Consider the following 26,173-nt stretch of genomic DNA (forward strand, 5'->3'; position numbering starts at 1 on the left):
TTGATGAGGACTAAAAGCTAGTTTTAATCCATAACGCATCACAGATTGTTGAGAAAAATCAGTTAAATTTTTGGCTAGTTTATCTATAATTGGAATGCCAGTGGATTGACTTTCAATTTGAGTATAATCATTCTCTGTTAAACTAGCAACACATCGCCAAGTTACTTGTTGAATAGCTTGAACTAAAGCTTGGATTGCTTGTTCATCCCAGGTTTGGTAGATGCGTTCGCCTATATGGATGTCTCTACCTTCACCAATGTTGACATTGTATTTACCTAGTTGCAATACGATTTGGCGATCGCCAGCCAGAAGTTTTTGATGTAGAACCCTTATATCCTCATCACTTTCATTTCCCTTTTCAATCCGATTAAAAATTTCCTGAAGGTGTTGATTAAGCTTCATTTATTACCCTTATATAACTAACTTGTAAAAAACTGCTTCAGCGAAACCTTTCATCACAGTTAGCTATTCATGAATTTATCGATATAGCTTTTGATGTAAGTAAAAGCAAGATGCGAGTCCTCAAAATAATCGAGTACAGTTTGAGGAATAACAATTACCCCAGTGTTGGCATTATCTGTTGCATTAGTGCTATCAAGAGTAACTTCATCACTTATCCGAAACACTACAGACATCTCAGGCTGAATGTTCAGATTAGGGAGTTGGTTAAGTAAGGCTAGGAAGGGAGGATAATCACTATTTTTCTTGATGTCACTGTAAGGAAAAGAATATGAATCGATTTTTAGCTCTTCATCATTTTGATAAACTATATAGATGTAAAACGGGGTAGTGGGAGCAATTGCATTTAACTCCAAAATTTCTTGAAAGATTCGTCTGATTATCTCAGCATCAGCACCCTGGTAAATGCGATCGCCTATGTGAATATCTCCGCCAATTATCTGCCCAATGTTGGTGTTGAACTTACCGTTTTGGGATACTGACTGTAGTACACCGTCAACTATTTTTAGCGATCGCCGCAGTTGTTCAATATCATCCTGAGTCTGACTTCCGTTAAGGATACGCTCAATAATGTTACTCAAATTATCTTGGTTAGCCACACTGTTCCTTCCCACAAGAGTTTAATAAAATTTAAATATGCAAATCAGATAGGCTTTAACTTAAATCTTTAATTTTTGTGTTTTATTTCCTTTATCTTCGACTCAATAAATTGCTCAACTTTGTTAGCTGCATAGTTATTGGCATCATCGTTATATCGATCAGCTTTAACCTGAATCTGATCTAAAACTCCATTTATAGTTTTAACTACAACCTGGAAGCGACCATAAGGTTTTTTGTTATGTCCCCAAGGTGTATCAACGACTTTGTTGAAGACATAAACATATTTATAAACAAAGGATGACCAATTACCACTAAGCTTATACTGTTGATAAATATCTTGATCTTGCTCATTCTCAAGAATGACATCCTCTAGGAAGATTTCATACTGATAAAAGCTTCCTGTACCGCCTTGCTCTCCTTCTTTACCCTGAAACTTAGTATTATTTAAGGTAGCAATCAATTCCGAGGCTAGAGATGTAGATTTCTGTTGATATATGCGTTCGCCTATATGTATATCTTTTCCTTCGCCAATATTGACATTATACTTACCTAGTTGGAATGCAATACCTTTTGCAGCAGGCTGTTGGCTAGACTCGCTTGAAACCTTATCACCTTGCAACTCATCTTTCACAACTTCACGTTTAAATAAATACCCATCCTGCACACGCATGAAGATGACAGGGGTAGCAAAATCGCGTTTGCGATACTGCGTATCGAGTGCAACTGTACGTCGTCCATTTTGCGCGGCAATATCTACCGGGTTATCTTGGGCTAATCTCTCGTAGAGTTCGTAAGCAAATTGACTTGCCGTTAAGTTAGATACTTCGTACTGCATAGCCACGACTACAGGTATATTCTGCTGCACAATTTTCGAGGCTACACTTACAAAAGCTTGTGATGCAGAGGACATTCCACTTTCACAAGCTTGCAACAATACAATACCTGGGCGATGTCGATTTAGTAACTCAGCAAAACCTCCAGCATCTACCCATGATGCTGTGTTAAATACTTTTTTTACTAAAGCAATTTGTCCAACTTCTTCCCCATCCTCATCTTGCAAACGACCATGACCGATAAAGTGGAAAATGTGGGGCTGTTTTTCTAGCAGAGCATCAATAGCGTTAGGAGTGGCTGGATTGACAATTGGCAATAACTCAATACGTTCAGATTGCTCCTTTGCTAAGTCTTCCAGTACCGATTTTACTGTTTCATACTCAACTGTACCTAAATCCTTTGGGGCTGCGATCGCCAATGCAATTCTTAACTTTTCCCCCTGTTCTAGCTGAATTGGTGGGGCTGGATGCCATTGGTAAGGTCGGCGAGAAAAGACCAAGTTTGGATGTGTACTTATCCAAATTTCACCCAAGTTTGCACTCCCAGGTAAGCACATAAATTCCCAAGGCAATGCAGCAATCTGAGGCATTCCTTTCTCATCAATGCCTAGTTCGACTCGCAACAGTTGGCTTTCTTGCTGTACAACCTGGAAATGGAAATTTACAAAATCCTGACGCAGCGTATCGTCAAATAAAGTATTAAATAGCACTTCTCCAACCAGACGCGCTTGCTTAGAGTTTTTGATTTCGCCATTTCGTGCTGTATTAATCAGGGAGTTAATTTCTTCTAAATTATCTTTGTAACGAAAGACACCAGAAGGTTCTCCCAAAAGCTTGTGTTGAGCGTCCCACTTTTCTACCTGCACGCGCTCAACGTTAGCTATACGGATGCGGTAAGTATAATAAATTTTATTCATATCAAAACTAGCTTTTACCCTTGCCGTAGCAATACATACATTTTAATGAAGTGAATTAGGTTTATTTCGGAAGTGTTAAAGTCCAGAATTCGGCACCACCACGGGCGAATTGGCTTGCAGCACCATCCCCTTGTCCCAACAATCTCTGAAAACGCTCCGACAAGGCAGCAGCTACATCTTCTAAAGTAGAAGTTAACCAGTTCATCTTCGGTTCCGCCCATACCGTACCCCGCACAGTTATCGAATCAGTTCCCTTGGATACTTTAAAGACGATTGCAAATTTTGCTGTCCCAATTCGTTGTAAATTGTCATCATTAATACGCCAGTAACACAGAGAGTTACCTTCACCGTTAGTAATAATTTCTGAGTAACCAAGTTGATAGTTGTAAGCTGGAACAGCAAGGAACGCCTTGAAATTATCCTTAGTAGACAAGCTTGCTTTCAAGTTATCAGGAATTGATGGCAACAATTGAGCCAACTGGGAGCTATCGATTCCTAAACTCCATTCCAAATCACCACCTAAGCCCACATCTATCCCTACACCAAAACTCATTACTGAGTGCCATTTATCAGATGGAAATAGGCTTTGAATAATTGGCTCTTTGCTTCCTTTGGGCCCAAAATCTAGTTCGCAGGTTAACCGCCAAAACTGAGCGCCTCGCTCAGGACGTAAATCTACGGTGTGAGTCATGTAATAAAAGTCGAACTGGTCGCGCATCTGCTGCTTGTAAATGTCAATCAGTTCAGTACCGCTATTTTTAAATGTCTCCTCTGTGAGGCGAATTAACTTGTCTTGAGGATTGCCAAAACTGACCTTTGTTTTAAACAGACTGTCAACAGCTTCCGCCCCAATGCCTAGTTTTGTACCACCAGCGAGAGTTCCCTCCCATTTCTGAACTTCTTGTAGCAAGTCAGATAATAAAGCATCCGTCTGTTCTGGATTTGGAGGGGTTAGCTCATCGTTCATCTGCACCGTCTCCTTTGTTGAAACTTTCGTTTTACTAAATCAGCATTTGGCGATATCAACACAATCTACAAAGGTAGATACTGCGATTCCTAAATATTTTTTGGTTCATAAGTATAATTTTTACAATACAAGAGTATTTTGCTAGCAAACGAAAGCTAATAGAAAGATATTTCTAATATGTATCAGAATATGAGGTAGAACCAATTATTATCAGCTTTTAAGCCCAAAAAAGCTAAAGAAAAGCTTAAATGTTTTAGGTGTTGAATTGTGTAAGATAAAACCAAAAACTTATGCAAGATGGCGGTTATAACGACATTAACAGCATTCTTGACTGTATTGTCAGCAGAATCCACACAGAAGCAGATATAGAAACTCTGCGTCAAATTTTAAGTGCAGGCGATCGCGCAATGAGGATTATACAAAACGATGAACTCTGAGGAACTAGGTAACCTTCTCGATCGCCTTGTCGAAGGCAAGCAGGCTGAGGCAGATATCACTACTTTGCGTCAATTTCTGAAGGAAGGCAATAATCAGGCATTATTACAATTAGGCAAATACAACGTCAATATTGGTCAGGGACAGGATATTCAGATTGGCGATCGCGTCTTTGTTACGTGGAATGATGACGCAATTCAAGCACTTATTGAGGTTGTTCAAAAGCAACTTCCTAAAGCAACTGGAATTGTTGAAAACTTACCTCGCAGCGGTGTGGTGGAATTTATTGGTCGAAATCACGAGTTATATACCCTGTACCAATTGCTCCAAGACAACCAAAGAATTACTGTGACCGCAATCACGGGTATGGGTGGAATTGGCAAAACCGAACTGGCTTTGCAATATGCCTTGAAGTACAAGCTACAATATTTGGGGGGAATTTGCTGGTTACAGGCAAGAGGTTTGAATATTGGGTCTCAAATTGTTCAATTTGGGCGATCGCGTCTACAACTCAACCCATCAGAGGAATTAGACCTACTAGGTCAAGTTGGGTTTTGTTGGTCGCACTGGCAAGCCGGAGAAGTGCTAGTTATTATTGATGATGTCATAGATTACAAACTAATTAAACCCTACCTACCGCCATCAGAAGCTCGCTTTAAAGTACTCATTACAACTCAATTGCGACTAGGTAAATCAGTTAAACAACTGGAAATAGAGGTTTTGGATGAGTCCTCTGCATTAGAGCTACTGGAATCGTTAGTGGGAAAAGATCGTATTCATGAAACCTTAAATGACGCTAAACAACTCTGTGGCTGGTTAGGCTATTTACCTCTAGGGCTAGAATTGGTGGGGCGATACCTAGATCGCAAACCAGATTTATCCATTGCACAAATCCAGCAAAGATTAGAGAAGAAACGCTTAGAAGAGCGATCGCTGCAAAAACCAGACTCTGACATGACGAAACCACTGGGAGTGTCAGCAGCCTTTAACTTAAGTTGGGATACTTTAGATGACTCAACAAAGAACTTAGCCTTTCTATTGAGCTTGTTTGCCATCACTCCTATTCCTTGGAAGTTAGTTGAACAGGTTGCTTCCAATGAAGATCCAGATGACTTAGAGGAGATCCGAGATGACAATTTAGTGAATCTACACCTTCTACAACGTAAGGCAGACAGTATTTATCAATTACATAGACTCATTCGAGAATTTCTGCAAGAAAAATATTCTGAGATAGATAAAGCAGATGCTCAAAAACAGAAATTTTGTCAAGTTATGGCATCAATTGCTCAACAAATTCCAGAGTCACCTACTCTAAAATTTCTCTTGCAGATGACACCAATGATGCCTCATGTTGCTGAAGCTGGGACAACCTTAATTAATTACCTAAGCGATCAAGAACTCATTCAGCCGTTTGCAGGTTTAGGTCGTTTCTACGAAAGCCAAGGATTCTATAATCAAGCAGAAATTTGGTACGAGCAATGCCGTATCAAAGCAGAAGAGCGACTTGGAACTGAACACCCTGAGATTGCAACTAGCATCAGTAATCTGGCAAGAATTTATCAATCTCAAGGGCGGTACACAGAAGCTGAATCTTTATATATGAACGCATTAGAAATGCGAAAACATCTACTAGGAAGTAATCACCCTAATGTAGCAGATAGTCTTAACAGTTTGGCTGTACTTGCTTCTAAGCAAGGACGATACATACAAGCAGAAACTCTATTCACACAAGCATTGGAAATATGGAAACAAACATACGGAAATGAACACCCGGAGATAGCCGATTGTCTAAATAATCTGGCAATGCTCCACAACGAGCAAGGACGCTATCACGAAGCAGAGCCTTTATTTATTCAAGCGTTAGAAATGCGGAAAAAATTACTGGGAGTTCAGCATCCACGTGTTGCCACAAGCCTTAGTAATTTAGCATACTGCTATAACTTACAAGAGCAATACAATCAAGCACAACCTCTCTACATACAGGCATTGGAACTTTCTAAACAATTGCTAGGTGAAGAGCATCCTAACGTAGCAGATGGTTTAAATAACTTGGGAATGCTCTATCTTGCTCAAGCAAAATATTTGGAAGCTGAACCTCTGCTTTTTCAAGCTTTGGAATTACAAAAGAAAATGTTGGGTGAAAAACATCCAAATGTTGCAACGTGTTTGAATAATCTGGGGTATATGTATGACTTGCAAGAACGTTATTTAGAGGCTGAACCTCTTTACTTACAGTCACTCAATATGAGAAAACTGTTGTTAGGTGAAAAACATCCTTATGTAGCAATTAGCCTCAATAATTTAGCGAAAATTTACCGAGAGCAGAACCGTTTTTCGGAAGCACAACCCTTATACATTCAAGCAATAGAAATTTTGGAGACACAAATTGGTTTTGATCATCCCATAACGGTTCAAATTCGTACTAACTTAGAAAAATTACTAGTTTTGCAAACTAATAACTCAGATAATTAAGGGTTTAAATCTGTAATTTTAGTTAGCTGAACCAACAAGTGTAAATGCTGCCCATTCTTTAGGATTCTCAGGATTTTTTTGCATCATTTCCAGCATCGCCCGACGCAATGCTTGAGCTTTATCTGTGTTTGGGTCATTGAGAAGATGTCCATAAAACTTGGTCATCAACTGCGCGGTCGAATCATCTGGTACTGACCAAAGAGATACAACAATGCTGGGAACTCCAGCAACACTAAATGAGAATGGCAATCCAATTACTCCTCCTGGTGTTAGAGGTCCCCGACCTGTATTACAAGCACTTAAGACAACAAGGTCAGTTTTCCGAAGTTTCATTTTGATGATTTCAGCCGCATCAAGCAAACCGTCCTCATCTTTGGATGGAGCGAGTGCGACTGCACCTGATGCTATCTTAGGCGGATATAAATCTTCAAAAGGAAAAGGTATGTGTGAGCCTGTATCGATAATACCGTGGGTTGCAAGGTGAATGATTCTTGCATCTCGCATTCGACGAGTCACTCTATTTTCATCCGCTTGATTATCTGTTAGCAGATCAACATCAAATTCCTTTTTCTTCAAAAGCTGGGCAACTTCTATTGCTTCGTTGGCTGCTCCTGGTAAAGGTTCTAGTCTTTGAGGTGAAATAGCATTATCTGGCTTAATAGTGGGCATCGTTGGGTTTCCCACAATTAAAGCATATTTGCTACGAGAGGAACTCCGTTCTCGATTGCGACTGCTTAAGAGTAATGCACGCAGATTAGGAGCTGTCAGAATTGTGTGCTTTTCAATTAGATATTTTCCAGATGAATCTTTGAGAGCTGCAAAGGGAATGAAATAAAGTGATCCCTGTGGTATAAAAATTACACGTTCTTGCGAAACAGAAGGTAGTAAATCTTGAATAGGCGCAATTAGAAGCTGATAAAGCTGATTTAATTGCCTATTTTGTTCTGTAATTTGTTTTGGTGTAAGTGAAGAGAGGACCTTTGAGGTTGTACCACGTTCTCTGACTCCAAGAGAGCTACGAAGTTTTGCAATACCCTGTGCTAAGGCAGTCAATTGCTCTCCACGGCAATCATCCGAAAAATCAGTTGAAGGTTTGCAGTTTTCAGTAGATGAGCGATTCTGTCCATCATCCTGCAAGATTTCCAATTGAATAGGCTGCTTAACAAAGGAAATTTGTCCTGTAGGACGAATAACCCAAATATAAAGCTTACTTGCTGGTGGAATATTCACTTGACCTGGAGCAGACTCGTCGGAAATAATAGAGTAGCTAACAATTGTAGAATTTTCATTTTTAGCAATCTTTTTTATATGCTTAATGCTTAACCTGCGAGATGAATCTTTGACAAATTTTTTCCAATTGCCCTTTAAATTAAGTAAAATATTTTTATCTACCTGGATTGTTCTACCGTATTCAGCAGCTAATAACGCATCTTCTTGGCGATTTTGTGCAATATAAACCTGTTGAAGAAGTTTGAAAGTATTATTCTCTAAGGGCCCTGTTTGGTATCTAAGAATTGCCGAAGAAGCATCACCACCGTTTATTGAGCAAGTAAAACTAAATTTAAAACCATCTGGTGATGTGCTAGAGTTACATTCCCTAAGCGTAGGCTTGTATGAAAAAACACTGAGTTTACTTGCAAGTATAGTGAGTAAACGTTCTGCACCCGCTAAAGCAGTATTTTTTTGGGAAAGATAACCAAGTTTTTCAGAGAGTTGAGCTAATTTAAAATATTCAAATCCAATGTCGTATAGAGTACCAAAATTACTGTCATAATTAGAGGAAGTACCAGATTGATTGAGTTCTGCTACAACAGATCGCTCTCTACTTTCTAACAACTCTATCTTTGAGGAAATTTCTTTTTGCTGCTCGATTGGAGTCTGAGCCAAGGTACGTGGATTTCCAGCTATCCTCAAAAAATCATTTGGTAGGATGATTGATGTGAGACCTAGAAAAAATAGTAGTGAAGAGATAGTCAGTTTTTTTAGTTGCATATATCTATGGGTAGATAAGCTAAAAATTATACGTTATTTAGAAATATATAATAATAATATACATCCAATGTTTTATTGTCTAAGTGGTTGTGATGCGATCGCTCTGCAAGGAATCCCAGAGGAACATACCCCAGTATTCAAAAATCTAAAAAAAAGTCCAATTAAGGGTAACAAATCGAGTTGATGACTTAGTGCAACAAGTGCGATCGCGCATCCACGACAGCATTCAAAGTTTACACGGTAAGATGCCGTTATGGGGAATATAGTGCTTAAAATTTTGTCGAAAACAGGGGTGAAAAACACAATTTTTGGACTAGCGATGCGTACAGATGGCTACGCCTACGCGTCATCAAAAAAAAGTGCCACTTGACAAACCCAAAAAATCCTTAACTTATCACGCATCGAGGAGGGGTTGGAGTTATTGTTGGAACAGTAAGGACAAATGGGAGAAAGTTGAGCAGGATGAGACTTATCGGTGGAGCGGAAGTTGAAGCTATTGCGATCAGTCTATGAATCCTAACTACAGCAGGCTTCGCGCTTCAATTCGAGCTTTTTATTGTGCAAACACCTTTGATCACGCGCTAAATCTAAACCGTAATAGCGACTATATTGGCGACTGTGCCAATGCTCTTGCCGAGACTCTCAACCCTAAGTTGTCTCTCAGCTATATTTTTACCATTGCCCTTGATTATGAACGCAGATCTATCGTTGATTACAACTTAGTTCTTGATCGCGCTCTCACTGCCATCCTCACGCTTGCAATCGATATCAATGAAAAACTCTCTCTCGATCCCAACTTGCCTGATACTAATCTTTATCTCCTTACCCTTGCTAGCTGTTTTAAAGATATTCTTACTAATGAATTTATATTTTGCAATCCCAACTCTGAGTTAGAGCAATCATTGAATGTTCTCATGGGAGAACTTCTCAATCTAGGCAATATAGAATTGCTTAAATGGTGGCAAATAAATGGCTTGAACTGGACTGAGAAGTTGAGAGCTATATTAATTAAATATCGAGATATTGGTTACAACTGGCAATTTAACGAATACGAGATTAAAAAATTACAAATATATTTTGAAGCTAATAAGCTCCTCGTGGAATGTTTGGATAAAGCTTCTTGTGACATTCATACTACAAAAGAAGAGATTGAAGCAAATTTACTATTACCTTTAGATGATACATTGCAGTAAATCAGTGCCAAATATTGTCTGACTAAACCTTGATAAAACCTCCAAGGGCAGAATTATGAACAAATCTGAAAATCAAGATGAGAATTATCTTCTACATCAAATAAGAATAAAACTTGAAGGATTAAAAAATTATTTCAGCAAACTAAGTCGAGAAGAACTACGAAATTATCTCAGTCAGCTAAGTCTAGACAACCTTTCTGGACTCACTCAACAAATTGGAAATCAAGTAAGTGAAACATATTTTTTAATCAGCATGATAGTAGCAGAACTAATAAAAAGAGCTAAAAAAAATGAAGAGACATTTGATGTAGAAGCACGCGGGAAAGCTGAAATAGTGAAAGTTTGGTCATCAATGTCTGAGGAAGATGAAAAAAAAGTGACAGAATTCATAATTGCTTTGTTAAAGAATAAAGAGATTGTTAAATTTAAGCTTTCTTCGCAGAAGAAAACTAACTCTGAGTTACATACTGAGGTGAAGCAATTTTGGGACGAAAATCAGAAAATTCAGCAGGAGCTTGATCGACTCAAGGGAAAATAAAGGGGTTAGGATCACCTCAAGGTACTTCTACAGATTCAGCTTTCAGATATATCCAGTTCAAAAATTGCTGTAGCTTTGGATATGAACTGGCTAACTGGTCTGTTTGGTTTTTCATTAACCGCAGTAGTGTATCAGGGTTATTTGTCATCTCTACAGATAATATAAATATCTCATTCCAAGTTTTTTTTCCTATGTGCTTGGCGAGATTGGCAAAATCAGCGCGATCGCAAAAATCTTTGGCTGCAAAATACTCCTGAAATGTCGGATGGAAAAACGCATACACCCCCTTCCTGGGATTGTCTGCATCCACCCCCACCTTATTCAACCATCCCAACCGCAACGCCAACCTAAACAAGGAATCTGGATCATCCGGCTCACCCAAATACTCGCACACAAATTCCTGCCGCAACCGAAACCGCGTTGCTTCTTTATCAATCGCCTCCCGCGCCAACTCTCCCAACTTCGCATTCAACTGCTTGCGCTGCTCCCCTGTAGTCGCAAACAGCCCCTTCTTCCACTCATAAAAATCCGCCACAAACTGCTCGTACAACCCCGCTTTCGTCTCTGGTAACTTCCCCTCACCCAAATACCAGTTGAAACACAGCAGCGTCAGCCGTAACGGATTTTTCACCAAATCTCGAATTCGCTCTTTACCCGATTCCCTCAACGCCGCACACAACCGTTGCCCTGTCTGCGTTTCTGCTGAAGGTAGAGAGCCAAACCAATTGCCAATAAACTGCTCCACCTGCTGGGGATAAGAAAACTCCAGGGTGCGATAAATATCAAAAGGATACAGGGGGTTACTACCACCGTCCCAAAGATTTAACCGACAGGAAAGCACAATCCGCGCCTCTTGTAGCAAAGTACCGCTCTTAATTTGCCGCTCAATCTCCCCTAACGGGTTGCCCACCGTCGCCTGCATTTCATCAACACCATCCAGCAACAGCCACACCAACCCCTGGTTAAACTGAGCTACAAAATCATCTTCAACCTGGGTAGATGCTTTGGCTTGTCCGACTTTCCGGGCTACTGCTTGCAACCATACCTCTAACAAATATGATTCCAGTTCACGCGATCCCAAATGAGCTAAAGATACCCAAATCACAACCGACTGTGCCATCTCTCTCGATACCCAATGAGCAATCTGCTGCAACAGCGTCGTTTTCCCCGCCCCTGGTTCGCCAATAATTGCAATGTGTCTTCTCTGACTTTGGGGGCTTAGCCTCTGCCTCAACACCTGCTCTAGAAACTGCTGATGCTCAAACGTTTGGGTAATTTCCGTTTCTCGGTAAAGTTCCGAACCCTGCTCTGGTGAAACATCCTCGCGTCGCCGAGTTAGCTTTTTACGCTCCACCAGCCCCAAAGGCACATACACCTGCTCTGTTCGATACGTAATTCCCTCGCCTGATGTGAGCGGATTTGTCGTGAGTGGCTGCTGCTCGGACAGCATAGCTTGACTGATATTGTGCCAGTGGATTTCTAATTTTCGCGTGTTCTGGGACAATACTTCCAGGATTATGCTGCGAATAGTCTGTGCGTCGGCTCCTTGATAAACCTTGTCGCCGATATGAATATCCTTCCCTTCACCAAGATTGACGTTGTACTTCCCCAACTGCACAACATTTTGACCACCGCTTGCTTTGAGGGATTGACGCAATATGGCAATATCCGCCTCATCTGCACTACCGTCGAGAATGCGGTCCAGTATAGAAACTAACTCATCAGGGCAAGTCATTTATTATCCTTTCCTAGCTAGTCGAAATTATCGTGCGTCTTAAAGCAGGGGAATTTCATCAACAATTTATTTAAAAAGCAATACCTAAGATTTAGGTAACTATTATCACGTCTCGTCTACATAAGTATTCAATAACCGATTTTTGTTAATCCCTAAACTATTAATTTCCATTTTCTCCCATCATGCTCCATCAGTTCGGGTATCCTCAACATCTTCTCCTCCCAAACTACCTGAGCCTTCCCCAAAAATCCAATCGCTATCACTGTCGGCATCACCTTCGCCATCTACCTGAAGATTTAAGGAAGGCACCAACTGTTCAATTTGGCTTTCAAGTCGGGAGATCGCCAGCGTTAAAGAAGCAAGTTGCTCCCTATCTTTCTTAATTTCATTTGAAATCCCCACCCGCAATTGATTTAACCGCTCCTGGAGGGTATGTACTTCCGTTTTGGTCGCAGAAGGAATATTCACCTTCTCTTCCAGGGCGGCGATTTGAGCTTTCAAAGCTTCAATTTCGGCAGCAGTTGCACTATCTGCATCATCCGGACTCTCTTCCACAAGTGCATTTCTAATACAATCCAGCACAAACTCCTTAAAAGTGAGGCGCAACTCCTCAGCACGCTGCTTGGCCTGCTTCACCAACTCCCGGTCTTTTTCAGACAGAAGTTTTATATTTATCTGCGGATATTCCACCAGTCCCTCGCGCTTTTGTTGTGGAGAAGTGATTTCTAACCAGTTCTTTAACCATTTGCTTCGAGTTCTAATATTTACTTACTCCCCCTACCTCCCTATCTCCCCTTACTTCCCCAACTTTCCCCACTACCATCATCGCATATGGGATATCCGCGTATATACGATATAGATGATTCTAGATGAGCAATTTAATCGTCTCCTGGAAACAACTATCATAAAGATACCGGGAATTGTGATTCTCGGCATCATAATTATCAGTGGGGGTTGGGGATTTATCTTATGGAAAATTTACCTGTATTAAGCGTGGAATCACTTGCTGTGGAGGTGGTGACTCTGCCGCTTGATGAAGCTCGTGTTGCGCTTGTGGATTATTATTTTCCCAACCGCCAGAGAATTAATTCGACGGAGCAGCTAATTGAGCTATGGGTGCATTCTGTCACTATTAAAAGCGACCAAACGCGACGGGCATATCGGCAAATTGGTTATGAGCTTGTCGATTATATGCAGTCGCAGTTTGGGATATCTGATTTGAGGATGGTAACGTTATTCCATCTACACGCTTATCTGGCTTGGCTCAAGGATGAAAAGCCAGTACGGGGAAATAAAAATACTTATGGAATTAGTAAAAATACTGCGGCTAAATACACGGCGGCGATTAAAAGTTTGTGGGAGTGGGGTACTAGAGCTTCTATTGGTTATTTTGCTATCGACTTGGGCAAGGACTTAAGCATCCAGTGGGACGATAAGCTCGCAGAGCGCATTCTGTCGGAACGCGAGATTGCTAAGTTGGAAAAAGCGGCGATGGCAGTAGACTTGCAACACAATACTAATAAGATGCATTGGCTGCTGTTTACTCTCATGTTTTACAGTGGGGTGAGGGCAGGAGAAATTGCGCGGCAAACTTCTGATTATGGTAAGCGCGTAATTACGCCGGGGTTATTTTGGCGGCAGTTTCGGGAGGATGGGGACTGTCTGTTGTTAACTGTGACGGGGAAACGAAATAAAACTAGAACCATTAGTCTCGATCCGGAGACTAGTGCGGTGTTACTGGATTACCGTGGCGATGCAGGCAACGATCGGCCGGTGTTTCCTAGTCCCAGTCGGCGGGATAGGGGTAAACCTTTAAGCGATCGCGGGTTGCGACTGATGATGGAAGAAATTTCTGCTTGTGCGGGAATTAAGTTCAGCGCCCACTTTCTGCGCCACACTCACGCAACGCTGGCTAAGAAAAATGGAGCTTCTGATTTTGACTTGCAAGCAGATTTGGGCCATGCTTCTCCAGCGACAACTGCAAAGTACATTCACCATGTTGGGCGTGTTGGGACTTCTCACGCACTGCGTAAAAAAAGCAAACATAGGTAAAAAAGCAATCGCACTCATGCGCACCATGATAGTGTCAAGGTAGTTATCAAGATGGATGACACGCTCACTCGGTCGCGGACAGTCCAGATTTACCTAGATAGTACCTAGACATGAGCCAAACAGGGAAAAACAAGAAACTGGCATCTTTTAACTGCGACCAAAAGATGTGGGAGCAGTTTATCGCCCGTTGTAAGTCGAAAGGGACGACGGCAACAGCCACGCTCACCCAATTTATCGAACTCTACCTAGATGATTCCCTAGATGACCTTGATGCAATTGGTGGCAATGATTTAGATAAACGCTTGGACTCTAAGATTAAGGCAAGTGTTGAGGAGTACTTGGTTGCTGGTAACAATAGTAACCTCGGTTATACGAATGAAACGATATTAGCTATTTGCTCACGACTTGATAAGCTGGAGTCACAGTTTTCAAATGAATCTAAGAGCAACGAAATCGGAGCAATCGATAATCTCGGCGATTTATCAGAAAAAATTGAACAGATAACAGCCCGAATGACACAGTTGGCTGAAGCGATTATTAAAATTCAAAATTATCTCAACAACCAACCGAGACGGAGCAAGAAATCGTACTATAACAATTCATCCTATCAAAGGCAAAGTCCACGAATCCAACCATTAACCGAAGAAAACTTAGCTACCAGACTTGGTGTAAGTCAAGAAACAGTACGCGAACAGCGAATTAAACTGCACCCACCGCTTTTTGTGGCATGGTGCAAGGGCAAGGATAAATCGGGTATGGGGTGGGAATTTAACGAAAATACGGGGTTATATCATCCGGCAAGTTAGTATTTTTATTATTTTCAAATCTTCTCAAAAGGAACTGTTCAAAGCTTTATTTTCCCGTGGCATATTGACGTTTTGAGCATTAAAAATGATTTGAAAAGCAATATCTCTGCCTGACTGCCTCAACACTTGTAGATAAGCAACAGCATCATCACGTCGGCGAAATCTTGTCACAACAATATTTTCTTGATTGGGAATATCACGGACAATACACCACGGTTTTAATTGCTCAGAATAAGTCATATTCTACCCCTTAAAAATGCTGTAAAATAACCATGCTATGTGCTTTAAAATCGCCAATATTTACCTTAAACGAGGAGGTATACTCAAAGACAGGTCAAATTGATATTGACAATTATAATTATGCGTGCATTAGATTTATTGGACAGATATATAGCGTTCCGACTGGAATGAAATATTGTGTACTGAGTCTGAAAACCTTGCAGGGCAAAGCTTTTGTTTTAAAAACCTTTCAGTAATCAAACCGGATTGCTATATGTAGAATAGAAATGTTATTGATATCAAGGCGAATGAGTCAGACATAGCAATTGCCAAAGTTGTTCGGGAACTTCTTCAAAATGTTCCAGTAAAAAGTCCATGAATGCCAAATGTCGTAAATCATTAGGCTGAGGATAGCGTCTAAATTTACCTTGCTTAAACCAACCTCGGACCGTAGAATCAGAACGACAGCATATTAAGGCAATTTGTTCATAACTCACATTCCATTTGGCATAAAATTCTTCTGGTTTCATACCAAATTCCCAGTGACTGTAGAGTGAAATTAGATGAATTTCTCTTGCCCCTAAAATCCGGGGGTTAGACATTGATACACCTCAAATATGTAAATATTTAAACTCATTTATTACATCAGGTATTTGTCAGTCACAGAGTTTATAGACAGACAAATAAAACCCAATTAAGCGGGTTTTAAACTCTTGACTCACTCTCAATCTGCGTAAGCAGATATAGTTAAAATAGTTCTGTTATTTATAATGGCTAGAATACCGATTCAGGAATAGCCAGAAATAGTGGATAGGGTGGGAATGGTGCTTCGGACAATTGCGAGGTACACCCCTTGTGGGTAGACGAGAAATTGTCAATCTCTTGTTTGGCATAGCGTTACCACTGGTATATCTATATGGGAAAATATTTATATGTTGACAATAAATTACACTTACCGAATTTATCCAAACACTAACCAATCGGCACTGATGCTTGAATGGCTGGAAACGTCGCGCCAAGTCTACAACCGAGCCTTGCGTGAATTGAAAGATTGGATAAATTCGCGTAAATGCATGATAGACAGGTGTTCGATTGAGCGAGAGTACATTATTCCCGCTAACACTCCATTTCCGTCCTATCATCGTCAGCAAAACGATTTGCCCAAACTTAAAGAATCTTGGACAGAACTTAAAAACGTTCATTCTCAAGTGTTGCAAACCACGATTCGTAGATTGCATGATACTTGGGAGTCTTTTCAAAAGCGTGGGTTTGGATTCCCTCGGTTTAAGAAGTTTGGACAGTTCAAATCTTTTTTGTTCCCACAATTCCAAGACAACCCGATCAATGGATATGAGATTAAATTGCCTAAGATTGGTAGTATGCCAATTAGTTTGAGTCGCCCCATCCCTGACGGGTTTAAAGTCAAACAGGCAAGAGTTTTGTCGAAGGCTCGTGGAACACAATGGTATGTGATTGTCTCGATTCAATCTGACGTGTCGGTTCCTGAGGTTCCCGTTCACGGTATAGCGATTGGAATTGACCTCGGATTGGAGCGATTTGTAACTGTCTCGGATGGTAGCTTTTTTGAACGTCCTAAGTTTCTCAGCTCCCAACACCGCCAGCTGAAATTGCTGCAACGTCGGGCTGCACGAAAACAAAAACGTTCTGCTAATTGGGAAAAAGCTCAAATCAAAGTAGCGCGGTTACACCATCACATTGCCGATAAACGCAAGGATTTCCATCTCAAAACCGCTCACAAGCTTTGTGACCAAGCTGAAACTATCTTTGCAGAAGACCTCAACACGGTTGGTCTTAACCGAGGGATGCTCCGCAAAGAATGCGTTGATGCTTCGTTCGGTGCATTCTTGGACTTGCTTAAATGGGTGTGTTGGAAACGGGGCGTATTTTTCATGCGCGTCAATCCCAACGGTACTAGCCAGACTTGTCCGCGTTGTCAAGCGACTGTGACAAAGCCACTCTCCGAAAGAGAGCATATTTGTCCTGAATGTGGTTATCGAACTCATCGAGATCATGCGGCTGCCGAGATGGTGTTGTTGCGTGGATTGAATGTAGTACCCGTGGACAATCGGGGAATGGAAACTGTCTGTGCAGGCGAACTAGCGGGGGTAGAGATACCTAGCCAAGTGCCGAAAACCCTTTTGGGAGCAACCAGAAAACCTAAGAAGTAATTCTTAGGAATCCCCATCCGTCTATACGTTGGGGAGGATGTCAATATCTATAACAACTGGAATAGGGCTAAGAAACTTTTGGGCAGCAGCAACCATACAATTGTGTAATATATGGCTAACTTGGTCAACTTCAGTCTCTGGACATTCCAGTACAATTTCATCATGTCTTACACAGATGAGTTTTGTTCTGAATTTAGCTAAGGTCGTTGAAAGTTTTACCATAGCTAATTTGTTGATGTCGGCATTTAAACCTTGTACTGGATGGTTAAATAGCTCTGATAGTCGGGGCTTGTTTACCCATCTCCGTCGTCTGTTTGCTAGTGTACGACTTTCCTTAATGCCTTGGATGTATTTACGTTTGATGTTTTCATGCCACCTAGCTATTCCAGGATAAGCTTCAAAGAATCGTTTTCTGAAAGCTTTTGCTTGTTCTAATGTCATTGCCACCCCATATTTTACTTGGGCGTAAATTTGGAGTTTGGCAGCGCCCATACCGAAAATTAATCCAAAGTTTATTGCTTTTGCTAGTCTGCGGTCTTCTTCAGTCACTTCATTGATATGTTTTCCAGTTACTAGAGATGCTGTTAATCGATGTAAGTCAGCCCCCTGGCGATAGACTTGGCACATCTTTGTATCACTACTGAGCCGAGCCATAATTCGTAGTTCTATTTGGGAGTAATCGGCTTTGATAATTTTATAGCCAGGGGCAGCAATAAAGCAGCTACGAGCTGCTTCATCACGGGGAATATTTTGTAGAGGTGGTTTGCGGCAAGAAAATCTACCGGATTTTGCTCCTAATTGATAATAGTTGGGATGAATTCTCCCAGTTTTGGGGTGGATGTGCTGGGGTAGTTTCTCGGTAAAAGTGCCGATAATTTTGGATAGACGGCGGTAATCTAGCAATGCTTGAATTATGGGATACTGTGCAGCTAAAGAAACTAATTTACTTTGATTAGTTGAGTTAATTTTGATACCAATAGCTTGTAGAGCAGCCAAAACTTGCTGAGGTGAATTCGGGTTGACTGCATCTGTCAGTTCTGGCAGCAATGACATCTGAGAGCTAGCAATACGGAGTTGCTTGAGTTGGTTTAAAGCATCTGTTTTTTCAGCTTCTAGTTTTGCACCCAGTATCTGCCATCGAGACAAGTCAAATAGCATTCCGTTAAGTTCCATTTGAGCTACAACAGGCATACACTGAAATTCCAGTCGGGCAATTTTGAGTAACTTTGCCTGCTTTAACTTCTTGAAGAGAATTGGATAAAGGTCAAGTAATATGGCAGCATCTACGGCAGCATAATGCAATTGAACCGATTTAAGAGGTTTACACCAATCGCTGATTTGTTGAGTTTTATCTAGTTGAAGGTGTAGTAGCTTTTTAGCTATATTTTGCAAGGATGAGCTTGTTTTTAATCCTGCGGTTAGAACTTTATAAGCAAGTTGGGTATCAAAGAATTGACCAGAGGGTTTAAGTCCTGCGAGTGTGAGAAATTGCCAGTCGAACTTGGCATTATGAGCAATTTTGACAGCAGAGTTACTAAGGAGTTGTTTTAAAAGTGGGCGATCGCTTTTGGGAATAGCTGGTAAATCAATTAGCAGTACCGGACGGTTTGGTGCAGCTATTTGAATCAGTCTAATAGAATCAGTTAGAGGGTCAAGTCCTGTTGTTTCACAATCTATGGCTAAAACTTCTGCCTGAAACAGAGGTTGGAGAGCATAATTAAGAGTTGAAACATTGGAAACAAGAGTATATTGTGGAGTATAAATACTGGTGTTATTTGTATTTATTAAGCTTGTAGCCATAATGAATTTAATTTGAATTTCTCACCTAGAAGCGATAGCTTGTATATCTAGCAACTTCAAAATATTTAGTTTTTTACAAAGATTTGAAAACCTATTAAAGAGAGGTAATACTATAGCGGTGTGCAGTTGAGGGAGATACAAAAACTTTGCTGGGAAGATTATACAGCAAGTACTTTTGTCTTCTCATCCGAGCGATAACCGCCATATCGATATTCCTCTCTTTATATGATTAACTGACTTTACGTTTACCTGTTTTTGCAATGTTAGAATGCTGAATATTTTCTCGAACAGATGTAAAAGCAGTAGGAACTAATTCTCTAATAATGGGTGTGACAATTTCTGGTGCCAGTTCTAAACGATGCTTAATCTGTGCTTGCAACCAGGCTAAAGGAACACATTTATTGTTGACTTTTTGTTTGATAATTAAGTCAGGATTAGATTTTGAAGCTTTTTTTATGGCAGTGGCAATTTTTCTGGCTGTCCGTAAATCAATTTTGTCTACATCAATGCTAATAAAGTTGTCTGGTTGAAGTTCGGGTTTTGATGTAATACGGTTAGTTGATTGATTCTGATTTTCCAAGTTGAGAGATTTCTTAATATCACTAGATTCAATGTGTGATTCTTCAGATGTTGTGTTGCTGGTATGGTATTCGATGTTGAGTGTAAAATTCTGCCACAGATGGACTATTCCCACAACGAAATCAACGACCATCACAACGGTATATAAGGCTGTAGTTCCAATGATGAGATGATTTAAAATCTCTTGAATTTCTTGAGTATTCATGATGACTAACTTGAAAATTTATGTTCATAATTAAAGAAGCGATCGCTTCCATTTAAGACACATAAGCGTAAATAAATCTCCAGCCCTTCTCTTTTCTTCTGAGGCTGCGCCCTAAGCGTTGGCGCAGCCTAAAATGCCACAGGCTTTACGATACGCTGTGTTTCGACTCCGCTCAACATAAATTCGCGTTCGGTTTCATCAGTACAAATAGACGGACACCGAATAAAGAGCCGACTCTCAACACCGTTATACAAGCGATCCTGGCAACACAATGAGTAATTCCTTAATCCGGCTGGAGATTTATTTTTATGGTTCCCCCTAACAGAAAAATCCTCAGATGAAAATTTGAATAGACTGAGGATTTCTGGAAAATTTAGAACAAGCTAATTTGCACAGTTGAATTTGATGAAGGTTTAGGAGTTGGAGTGCTTTGGGTCGAGTCTAAGTTAGGCTTGGCATTTACATTACGCTTACCCCATCCCTCTTGTGCTGCGTGTTTAACTATGCTGCGTCGAATTGACCTGCTAAGATAGTTGAATTCATTTTTTACCTGATTAAAATGAATGATGCGATTATTGCTGGCATTGCTCGTATCACCATCACCTATAAATTCATAAAAACTCTTGCAATCCTTTGGTAATTTATTGTATTTGGTTAAAACTTCATTACCTACCCAAAGATAAAGGTCAGCGTAGTCTCTATGTAGAGGAGCTTCGTAAGTTGCTGGCATCATGTAGGTAAGAACTTCTGTGGCTGTGCTGGAAACACCAACCCGATCCTGTTCGTATTCAGTGAAGATAAGTTCCAATCGCTCCTGAATACAAGCAAACTTCAGCCATTGGGGAATCGTATCACTCCAAGGACTGCGATGAATTATCAATGGCCCTGCAAGGTAGCGAACATGGTGTAGGGAAAATTCAGCTATTTCCAAAAGACTTGCTAATAATTCTTTTGGTGTATTTAAACTTGCCAGAATTTGCAGCATTTTTCGGGTGTTGTCTGGCAGTTTGGTACTATTACCATCACTGATTTCTGCCATTACTTCTGGTGAAATTAAATTCATTTGCTCCATTTGTCATCTCGATATGAGCGCATCACCAAAAATAGCCAATTGGCTAAAAAATTAATGTCCAATAGGTGAAGGCTGATATTAGATAAATCTTTTTATGCTGGCATTGATACAGCTTTTTTAGGTAATGTCAATGAATAACGAACCCACAATTAATCAAAATCTTGATACTAACGACAGTAGTAATTATCAGTCTGGCAGTGGCTATCAATCTGAAGGTTACGGTGTTGAGCAATTAAGTTCTGGAGATAGTAGTAATCCCTTGCAAGCAGACCAATTTAGGGATGGTTATCAAGAGAATATTTTTGAAATCAATCTTGGGGATACACCTTACACTGAATCGGCTGCTAATCCCAATCCTCAATTACCAGGATATGGCTCTGGCTCCGGTTACAAGTCTAAGAAAAGTCAACAGTCAGCATCCCCAGAGCTAGAGTTATAAGTCATATTTTCACTCTCTTCCTACACCCCATAAGCAACAAGTAATTGGGTTTTTAGTCAATAAATCACTTTGCTTAGTGGGGTGTAGTTGCTGTCATTTTTAAAGCTGTAATTATGAAGATACCAAAAGCATGGATATCTCTTCTGGTTGTCATAACTTGTATCATTTATAGTATCGCTGCACAAGCTACAATTAACACAATTGGTGATGGCAATTTACCAACTCGAATTGTAGAAGTTGCAAATCCTCAGTCTCGACTACCTGCTACTAAAGTTTTGCTCCCAGACTGGAGCCGCATTTCTCTAGCCCAGCTACCAGGTATCAGTCAATCCGGTGCAATTGATGGCAGTCCTTACAGTCAAACACTGGGTTATGACCTGAGTCGCACTTGGAATGTGGGTATGACTCCTGACCAATATTTGAAGTTAGGAGATATCAGTGAAGCATTACAGGCAGAGGAGTTTTCTTTACAGGCGATTCAAGCGATCGCTCTGGGCACACAACCAGAGACAAACGCAGACATTGACAGTATAGATTTAAACAAAATTGCCTTGAGTAAATTTCCTCTGATTGGGGAGCAGACATTGAGCCATCTAGCTCAGGTTGTTCCCGAATTAGCTAAGACACAAGTAAACAATATTACACCTGTTGCAACCTTACTAAAATCTAAGGGAATTGCTGCATCTAATTTAACACTAGCTCAGGTACTAACACAGTATGAAGTTGGGCAAATGAAGTTGGGAGAAATCGATTTGTCAGAGTTTTCTATCTCTTCAATTCCTAACTTAGATGCAGTACAGCTACAACAATTTACAGGTTGGATGAATAGCAATGTTTCGGATATTCCTGGTTTGGGACAAGTACCTTTAGGATCAATGCCTAATCCCATCACTGAAATTGGTAATTTGGTAATGCGGATTGATGTAGTTCATGGGCCAGCAGAAAACCGCCGTAACAATACGATTTCTGGTTCCGATGTGCAAGGGTTTTCTGTGCCTTGTACCCAAAAAGACTGCGCTTATTTAGAATTGGATGATTTGGAAAATGCAGGTCGTAGCGATCGCAGTAAGTTGGAAGGTAAACAGTGGATTTCCGGTAAATACCAAGAAGTCGAGGGCGGACGGGGTATCCTGAAAGCAGTGAACAACGGTCGGGAACCAACAGGACGGCTACCATTTGGTAAAGCTTTTAAGGTGGTGGTAATGGAGCCGGATGAAACGACTGATACGGTAGATACGGCTTTGTTCTTTCGGTTTTGTGCTTGGCGAATTGGTTGTACACCTTATTTTATCGGGCCTGTTCCTTTTTTCAGCTACAAGGTTAATTCTCTGATATTTGTAGGCAATTTGAGTGAACAGAGGACAAATACTGCGTCTCTACCAACTGGAGCTACAAGAGAGCCTAAAGCTAGCACTACCAACCGTACTGGAGTAATAGAGAAGATTAATCCATGCACGTTTAGTAATGGTAGTCGGACGATAACAGGTCAATCATTCTCTGGTATTGATTTGCGATCGCTCTCAAATGCGATCGCGGAAATTGAGAGCGCTGGTAGCGGGGATTACAAAGCCATTGGCATACATACCTGTGCAGATAGGGGTTTAAATTGTGGTCGCGCTCTTGGTCGCTACCAGTTTATGAGTTATAACCCCTATGCAGTGCAGTTAATTGTTGCCAAGCCTGGAGGTCAAAAGTTCCTGAGTCAAGTGGAGCAAGGGCATCAACCAACAGAGGCTGAACTATTTGAGTTTTTTCCTCCAGCCGACCAAGATAGGGCATTTATGGCTGATATGGCTAACAAAATTCAAGTGACACAAGAGCAAATCGATCCGGCTACAGGACAGCCATTTACGGGCGATCGCCTAATTGAACGAGTGGCTCAAAAGCATTTTGGTGGTGATTACAGCAAAGTTGATGGAAATGGCTCAGATGCCCTCGGTCGTCTCAGTCTCAAAGATTACGGCAAAACCGCTTTAGCTAGTTATCGCAACAGTAATAGCAATAATGGAACGCTGACCTGTTCTCCCAATGTAAATTTTAGCTACATCAGCACTGCTAAAAATACTGAAAATTGGAGGTAGAGTATGACAGATTTATCTAAAACTTCTATTACCTCAGCCCATGAGATAAAAGAAATATTTGATACTGATACCAATTCAAAAATACACTTTGGGCAAGCACCGGAAGGAAAGGGAGTTTATTCTGACTCCGCCTCCCCTACTCAGTCTCAACCATTGAAGACAACTGCATATCAATTACCAGCACCTCCTATGAGGGTACGCTACTGGGTTCATTGGTTTCGCATTGGTTTGGGCATCTTTTTGTTGCTGTCAATTCTCATTAGCTTAGGGGGCTGTAGCTTAAATGCGGCAACCGTTAGTTGGAACAAAGCTGCTAATGTTGTGCCCGATCGTGTAATTGAACAGGTGATTGTAGAAAATACAGAGTTGAATGCCAAAGCATCTGCTGAAAATATACTGGCTTGGAGTGTGGAAGGAAAAGACGGCAGGTTCGCAATTTTGAACTTGAATACGCCTGATGTCTGTGGTACTTTGGGATGTCTGCATACTGGTTACTGGCTCAGAAAGGACAAACCAATTACTCAGGTATTCTTGAGTTACTTGAATTCCAATCTGCCACCAGGTAAGCATTTGTTGTCAGTGGGAGAGAACCGAGGTCAGGCATTACCGTGCATTAAGGTACTGCAAACCGAGCAAGAGCAGCTACGTCAATTGAATTTTTGTTTCAATGGCACTGGCTATCAACTTGCTGATAGTCAGCTTTTCACTACTGGTAAAAAATCCCAAAGTTGATAACTTGAAAGCTGGAAGAAAACTCTGCCATAGTCATCTTAGCTACGGCAGGGTATTTTCATATAAAACCTCTTCCCAACGCCAAACTGTTGCTACTGCGCCTAAAACCAAGTCAGAAGGAATGGAAATATAAAAATTAGCTAACTGTTGACCTGAGCGACTTTCAATGTTTTTTGAATCGCTTTTACGCCCTTACAATTGTCAAAGGGGCGTATGCGTTGAGAATTTGAGGCATTGACCCCCCCAATTTTTAGCTTACCCCAGTTGTACCAATAGTTCCAGGGCTTACATGGGTACACTAATATGTGCGTCAAAAGCCAGATTGATTACAGGGTAAGGATTTAAAGGCTATTTATTACATTTGCACGGCGTAAGTTGAGATTAGACATCTCCGAAAACAGGCAAAGCCAGTCGTCAACTAACTTTCAGCAGGTGATCGTAGCATCTTACTTCCTAAGCTTCTTGACACCAATCCAATCTTTCTTTCAATTGCTCGCACTCTTGAACTAAGGGTATACCTAACTCGGTGGCGATCGCTAAAGCCTGAGTGCAACATTCATAAGCCAAACTGCTATTACCTAGATTCTGATAAATTTCTGCCAGACTTTTGAGAACGTGTGCTTCAGTATAGCAATCATCAATCTCTTTACAAATCTTCAATGATGCCTGCAAGTATTCTAGAGCATTTTTATACTGCTCAAGTTGGACTAGCACAGTCCCTAAACTACATAGTGCAATCCCCTCTCCTAAGCGGTCTTTGATTTCCCGCGCAATAGCTAAACGCTGCTGTTGGTAATCAATTGCTTGGTCATAATCTCCCATAGCATAGTAAACGTCTCCCAAATTGCCCAGAGTTTGTCCCTCTCCTTGACGGTCTTTGATTCCCCGCGCAATAGCTAAACGCTGCTGTTGGTAATCAATTGCACAACCATAATCTCCTATGGCATAGTAAAAAGTTCCCAAATTGCCCAGAGTCTGCTCCTCTCCCCAAAGGTCTTGAATTTCCCGTGCAATGGCCAAACACTGTAGATAGTATTCAAGCGCTTGGGTGTAAAGTCCGGTTATACAATATGCATTTCCCAAATTTCCCAAAGCAGCTTTTTCTCCTTGGCGGTCTTGGATTTCCCGCGCAATGGCTAAACGCCGATGCTGGTAATCAATTGCTGTGTCATAATCTCCTATGGCATGGTAGGCAGCTCCCAGATTTCCGAGAGCTTGCCCTTCACCATGACGATCTTGGATTTCTTGTGCAATCGCTAAACGCTGCTGGTGATAATCAATTGCTTTACGATAGTCTCCCAAAGCATGATGAGTGGCTCCTAAATTTCCCAAAACCTGTCCTTCCTGTGGGCGGTCTTGAATTTCTTGTGCGAACGCTAGACACTGGAGGTAATGCTCAATGGCTTGACTATAGTTTCCTAGAGCATCGTTAGCACTTCCCAAGTTTCCTAGAGAAGCCCTCTCCCCTCGCCGATCGCCAATTTCTCGTGCAATTGTTAAACTCTGCTGCTGGTACTCAATCGCTTTAGCATAGTTACCTAAATAAAAGTAAGCGATTCCCAGATTCCCCAAAGCTTGCTCCTCTCCCAATCGGTTTTGAGTTTCCCGTGCAATAGCTAAACTCTGCTGCTGGTACTCAATTGCTTTAGCATAGTTACCTAGTCCATTCCAAGCAAGCCCCAGACCTGTGAATGCCATTCTCTCTATATGACGATTTTCTATTTCCTGGGCAATAGCCAAGCTCTGCTGTTGGTAATCAATTGCCTTGCTATAATTTCCTAAACAATAGAAAACATTGCCTAATCCATTGAGACAAATAGTTTTTAAACTTGCTATTAAATTTTTTAAAATTTTCTGG

The 26,173-nt window shown here is 41.0% G+C and carries 22 protein-coding genes and 1 pseudogene; 10 read left to right on the forward strand and 13 right to left on the reverse strand.

Annotated features, from left to right (window positions below; translation table 11 throughout):
- The 4 genes and pseudogenes from GNE10_RS10335 to GNE10_RS10350 form a co-directional block, all read right to left on the reverse strand.
- A pseudogene (locus GNE10_RS10335) lies at positions 1-402 on the reverse strand (hypothetical protein); the annotation flags it as partial.
- Positions 403-461: 59 nt separating this feature from the next.
- Positions 462-1,058 (reverse strand): hypothetical protein, encoded by a 597-nt coding sequence (locus GNE10_RS10340; protein ID WP_185565099.1) that lies wholly within the window; start codon positions 1,056-1,058, stop codon positions 462-464.
- A gap of 68 nt (positions 1,059-1,126) precedes the next feature.
- The gene (locus GNE10_RS10345; protein WP_260446852.1) at positions 1,127-2,809 is read right to left on the reverse strand and encodes a CHAT domain-containing protein; all 1,683 of its coding nucleotides are present in this window, start codon (positions 2,807-2,809) and stop codon (positions 1,127-1,129) included.
- Between the two features lie 61 nt (positions 2,810-2,870).
- Positions 2,871-3,776 carry a hypothetical protein gene (locus tag GNE10_RS10350; RefSeq protein WP_185565100.1) on the reverse strand — a complete coding sequence of 302 codons (906 nt, stop codon included), beginning with the start codon at positions 3,774-3,776 and terminating at the stop codon, positions 2,871-2,873.
- 290 nt (positions 3,777-4,066) lie between these two features.
- Here GNE10_RS10350 and GNE10_RS10355 point away from each other — a divergent pair, with 290 nt between their 5' ends.
- Both GNE10_RS10355 and GNE10_RS10360 read left to right on the forward strand, forming a co-directional pair.
- Positions 4,067-4,213 carry a hypothetical protein gene (locus GNE10_RS10355; protein ID WP_185565101.1) on the forward strand — a complete coding sequence of 49 codons (147 nt, stop codon included), beginning with the start codon at positions 4,067-4,069 and terminating at the stop codon, positions 4,211-4,213.
- Positions 4,203-6,683, forward strand: a complete 2,481-nt coding sequence (locus tag GNE10_RS10360; protein WP_185565102.1) for a tetratricopeptide repeat protein — start codon at positions 4,203-4,205, stop codon at positions 6,681-6,683. The genes GNE10_RS10355 and GNE10_RS10360 overlap by 11 nt, the downstream gene beginning before the upstream one ends.
- An 18-nt stretch (positions 6,684-6,701) precedes the next feature.
- On the opposite strand, the gene GNE10_RS10365 is transcribed toward GNE10_RS10360, so the two are convergent.
- A complete protein-coding gene (locus GNE10_RS10365) occupies positions 6,702-8,570 on the reverse strand; it encodes a CHAT domain-containing protein (protein WP_185565103.1) in 1,869 nt (622 codons plus the stop codon).
- Positions 8,571-9,184: 614 nt separating this feature from the next.
- Here GNE10_RS10365 and GNE10_RS10370 point away from each other — a divergent pair.
- Together GNE10_RS10370 and GNE10_RS10375 are read left to right on the forward strand one after the other, a co-directional pair.
- Entirely contained in the window at positions 9,185-9,868 is a 684-nt protein-coding gene (locus GNE10_RS10370) for an NACHT C-terminal helical domain 2-containing protein (RefSeq protein WP_185565104.1), read from the forward strand.
- A gap of 55 nt (positions 9,869-9,923) precedes the next feature.
- Entirely contained in the window at positions 9,924-10,406 is a 483-nt protein-coding gene (locus GNE10_RS10375; protein WP_185565105.1) for a hypothetical protein, read from the forward strand.
- Positions 10,407-10,422: 16 nt separating this feature from the next.
- Here the strand turns inward: GNE10_RS10375 and GNE10_RS10380 are convergent, their stop codons facing one another.
- Both GNE10_RS10380 and GNE10_RS10385 read right to left on the reverse strand, forming a co-directional pair.
- Entirely contained in the window at positions 10,423-12,141 is a 1,719-nt protein-coding gene (locus GNE10_RS10380; RefSeq protein ID WP_221642801.1) for an NACHT domain-containing NTPase, read from the reverse strand.
- Positions 12,142-12,321: 180 nt separating this feature from the next.
- Entirely contained in the window at positions 12,322-12,831 is a 510-nt protein-coding gene (locus GNE10_RS10385) for a hypothetical protein (RefSeq protein WP_185565106.1), read from the reverse strand.
- A 279-nt stretch (positions 12,832-13,110) separates the two neighbouring features.
- Between GNE10_RS10385 and GNE10_RS10390 the strand changes: the two genes are divergently transcribed.
- Together GNE10_RS10390 and GNE10_RS10395 are read left to right on the forward strand one after the other, a co-directional pair.
- Complete coding sequence (locus tag GNE10_RS10390) at positions 13,111-14,193, forward strand: site-specific integrase (protein ID WP_185565107.1); 1,083 nt, start codon at positions 13,111-13,113, stop codon at positions 14,191-14,193.
- A gap of 164 nt (positions 14,194-14,357) precedes the next feature.
- A complete protein-coding gene (locus tag GNE10_RS10395) occupies positions 14,358-14,999 on the forward strand; it encodes a hypothetical protein (RefSeq protein WP_185565108.1) in 642 nt (213 codons plus the stop codon).
- Between the two features lie 24 nt (positions 15,000-15,023).
- On the opposite strand, the gene GNE10_RS10400 is transcribed toward GNE10_RS10395, so the two are convergent.
- Positions 15,024-15,239 (reverse strand): hypothetical protein, encoded by a 216-nt coding sequence (locus GNE10_RS10400; RefSeq protein WP_185565109.1) that lies wholly within the window; start codon positions 15,237-15,239, stop codon positions 15,024-15,026.
- Between the two features lie 278 nt (positions 15,240-15,517).
- Positions 15,518-15,820, reverse strand: coding sequence for a hypothetical protein (locus tag GNE10_RS10405; RefSeq protein WP_185565110.1), 303 nt, complete (start codon positions 15,818-15,820; stop codon positions 15,518-15,520).
- 330 nt (positions 15,821-16,150) lie between these two features.
- On the opposite strand from GNE10_RS10405, the gene GNE10_RS10410 reads away from it, so the two are divergent.
- On the forward strand, positions 16,151-17,407 hold the full coding sequence (locus GNE10_RS10410; protein ID WP_185565111.1) for an RNA-guided endonuclease TnpB family protein: 1,257 nt from the start codon (positions 16,151-16,153) through the stop codon (positions 17,405-17,407).
- 21 nt (positions 17,408-17,428) lie between these two features.
- Here GNE10_RS10410 and GNE10_RS10415 read toward each other — a convergent pair whose 3' ends face one another.
- The 3 genes from GNE10_RS10415 to GNE10_RS10425 form a co-directional block, all read right to left on the reverse strand.
- Positions 17,429-19,207, reverse strand: coding sequence for a bifunctional 3'-5' exonuclease/DNA polymerase (locus GNE10_RS10415; RefSeq protein WP_185565112.1), 1,779 nt, complete (start codon positions 19,205-19,207; stop codon positions 17,429-17,431).
- Positions 19,208-19,436: 229 nt separating this feature from the next.
- The gene (locus tag GNE10_RS10420; RefSeq protein WP_185565113.1) at positions 19,437-19,991 is read right to left on the reverse strand and encodes a hypothetical protein; all 555 of its coding nucleotides are present in this window, start codon (positions 19,989-19,991) and stop codon (positions 19,437-19,439) included.
- Positions 19,992-20,364: 373 nt separating this feature from the next.
- Complete coding sequence (locus GNE10_RS10425; protein WP_185565114.1) at positions 20,365-21,063, reverse strand: hypothetical protein; 699 nt, start codon at positions 21,061-21,063, stop codon at positions 20,365-20,367.
- Positions 21,064-21,193: 130 nt separating this feature from the next.
- On the opposite strand from GNE10_RS10425, the gene GNE10_RS10430 reads away from it, so the two are divergent.
- From GNE10_RS10430 to GNE10_RS10440, 3 genes are all read left to right on the forward strand, one after another.
- Complete coding sequence (locus tag GNE10_RS10430; protein ID WP_185565115.1) at positions 21,194-21,502, forward strand: hypothetical protein; 309 nt, start codon at positions 21,194-21,196, stop codon at positions 21,500-21,502.
- Between the two features lie 113 nt (positions 21,503-21,615).
- Positions 21,616-23,583 (forward strand): M23 family peptidase, encoded by a 1,968-nt coding sequence (locus tag GNE10_RS10435; protein WP_185565116.1) that lies wholly within the window; start codon positions 21,616-21,618, stop codon positions 23,581-23,583.
- 3 nt (positions 23,584-23,586) lie between these two features.
- The gene (locus GNE10_RS10440) at positions 23,587-24,315 is read left to right on the forward strand and encodes a hypothetical protein (protein WP_185565117.1); all 729 of its coding nucleotides are present in this window, start codon (positions 23,587-23,589) and stop codon (positions 24,313-24,315) included.
- A 453-nt stretch (positions 24,316-24,768) separates the two neighbouring features.
- On the opposite strand, the gene GNE10_RS10445 is transcribed toward GNE10_RS10440, so the two are convergent.
- Positions 24,769-26,173, reverse strand: a 1,405-nt coding sequence (locus tag GNE10_RS10445; protein WP_185565118.1) for a tetratricopeptide repeat protein, incomplete at its 5' end; no start/stop codon positions are given.

Origin of the sequence: Nostoc sp. 2RC (assembly GCF_014222165.1) — a bacterium.
Lineage (GTDB): Bacteria > Cyanobacteriota > Cyanobacteriia > Cyanobacteriales > Nostocaceae > Nostoc > Nostoc linckia.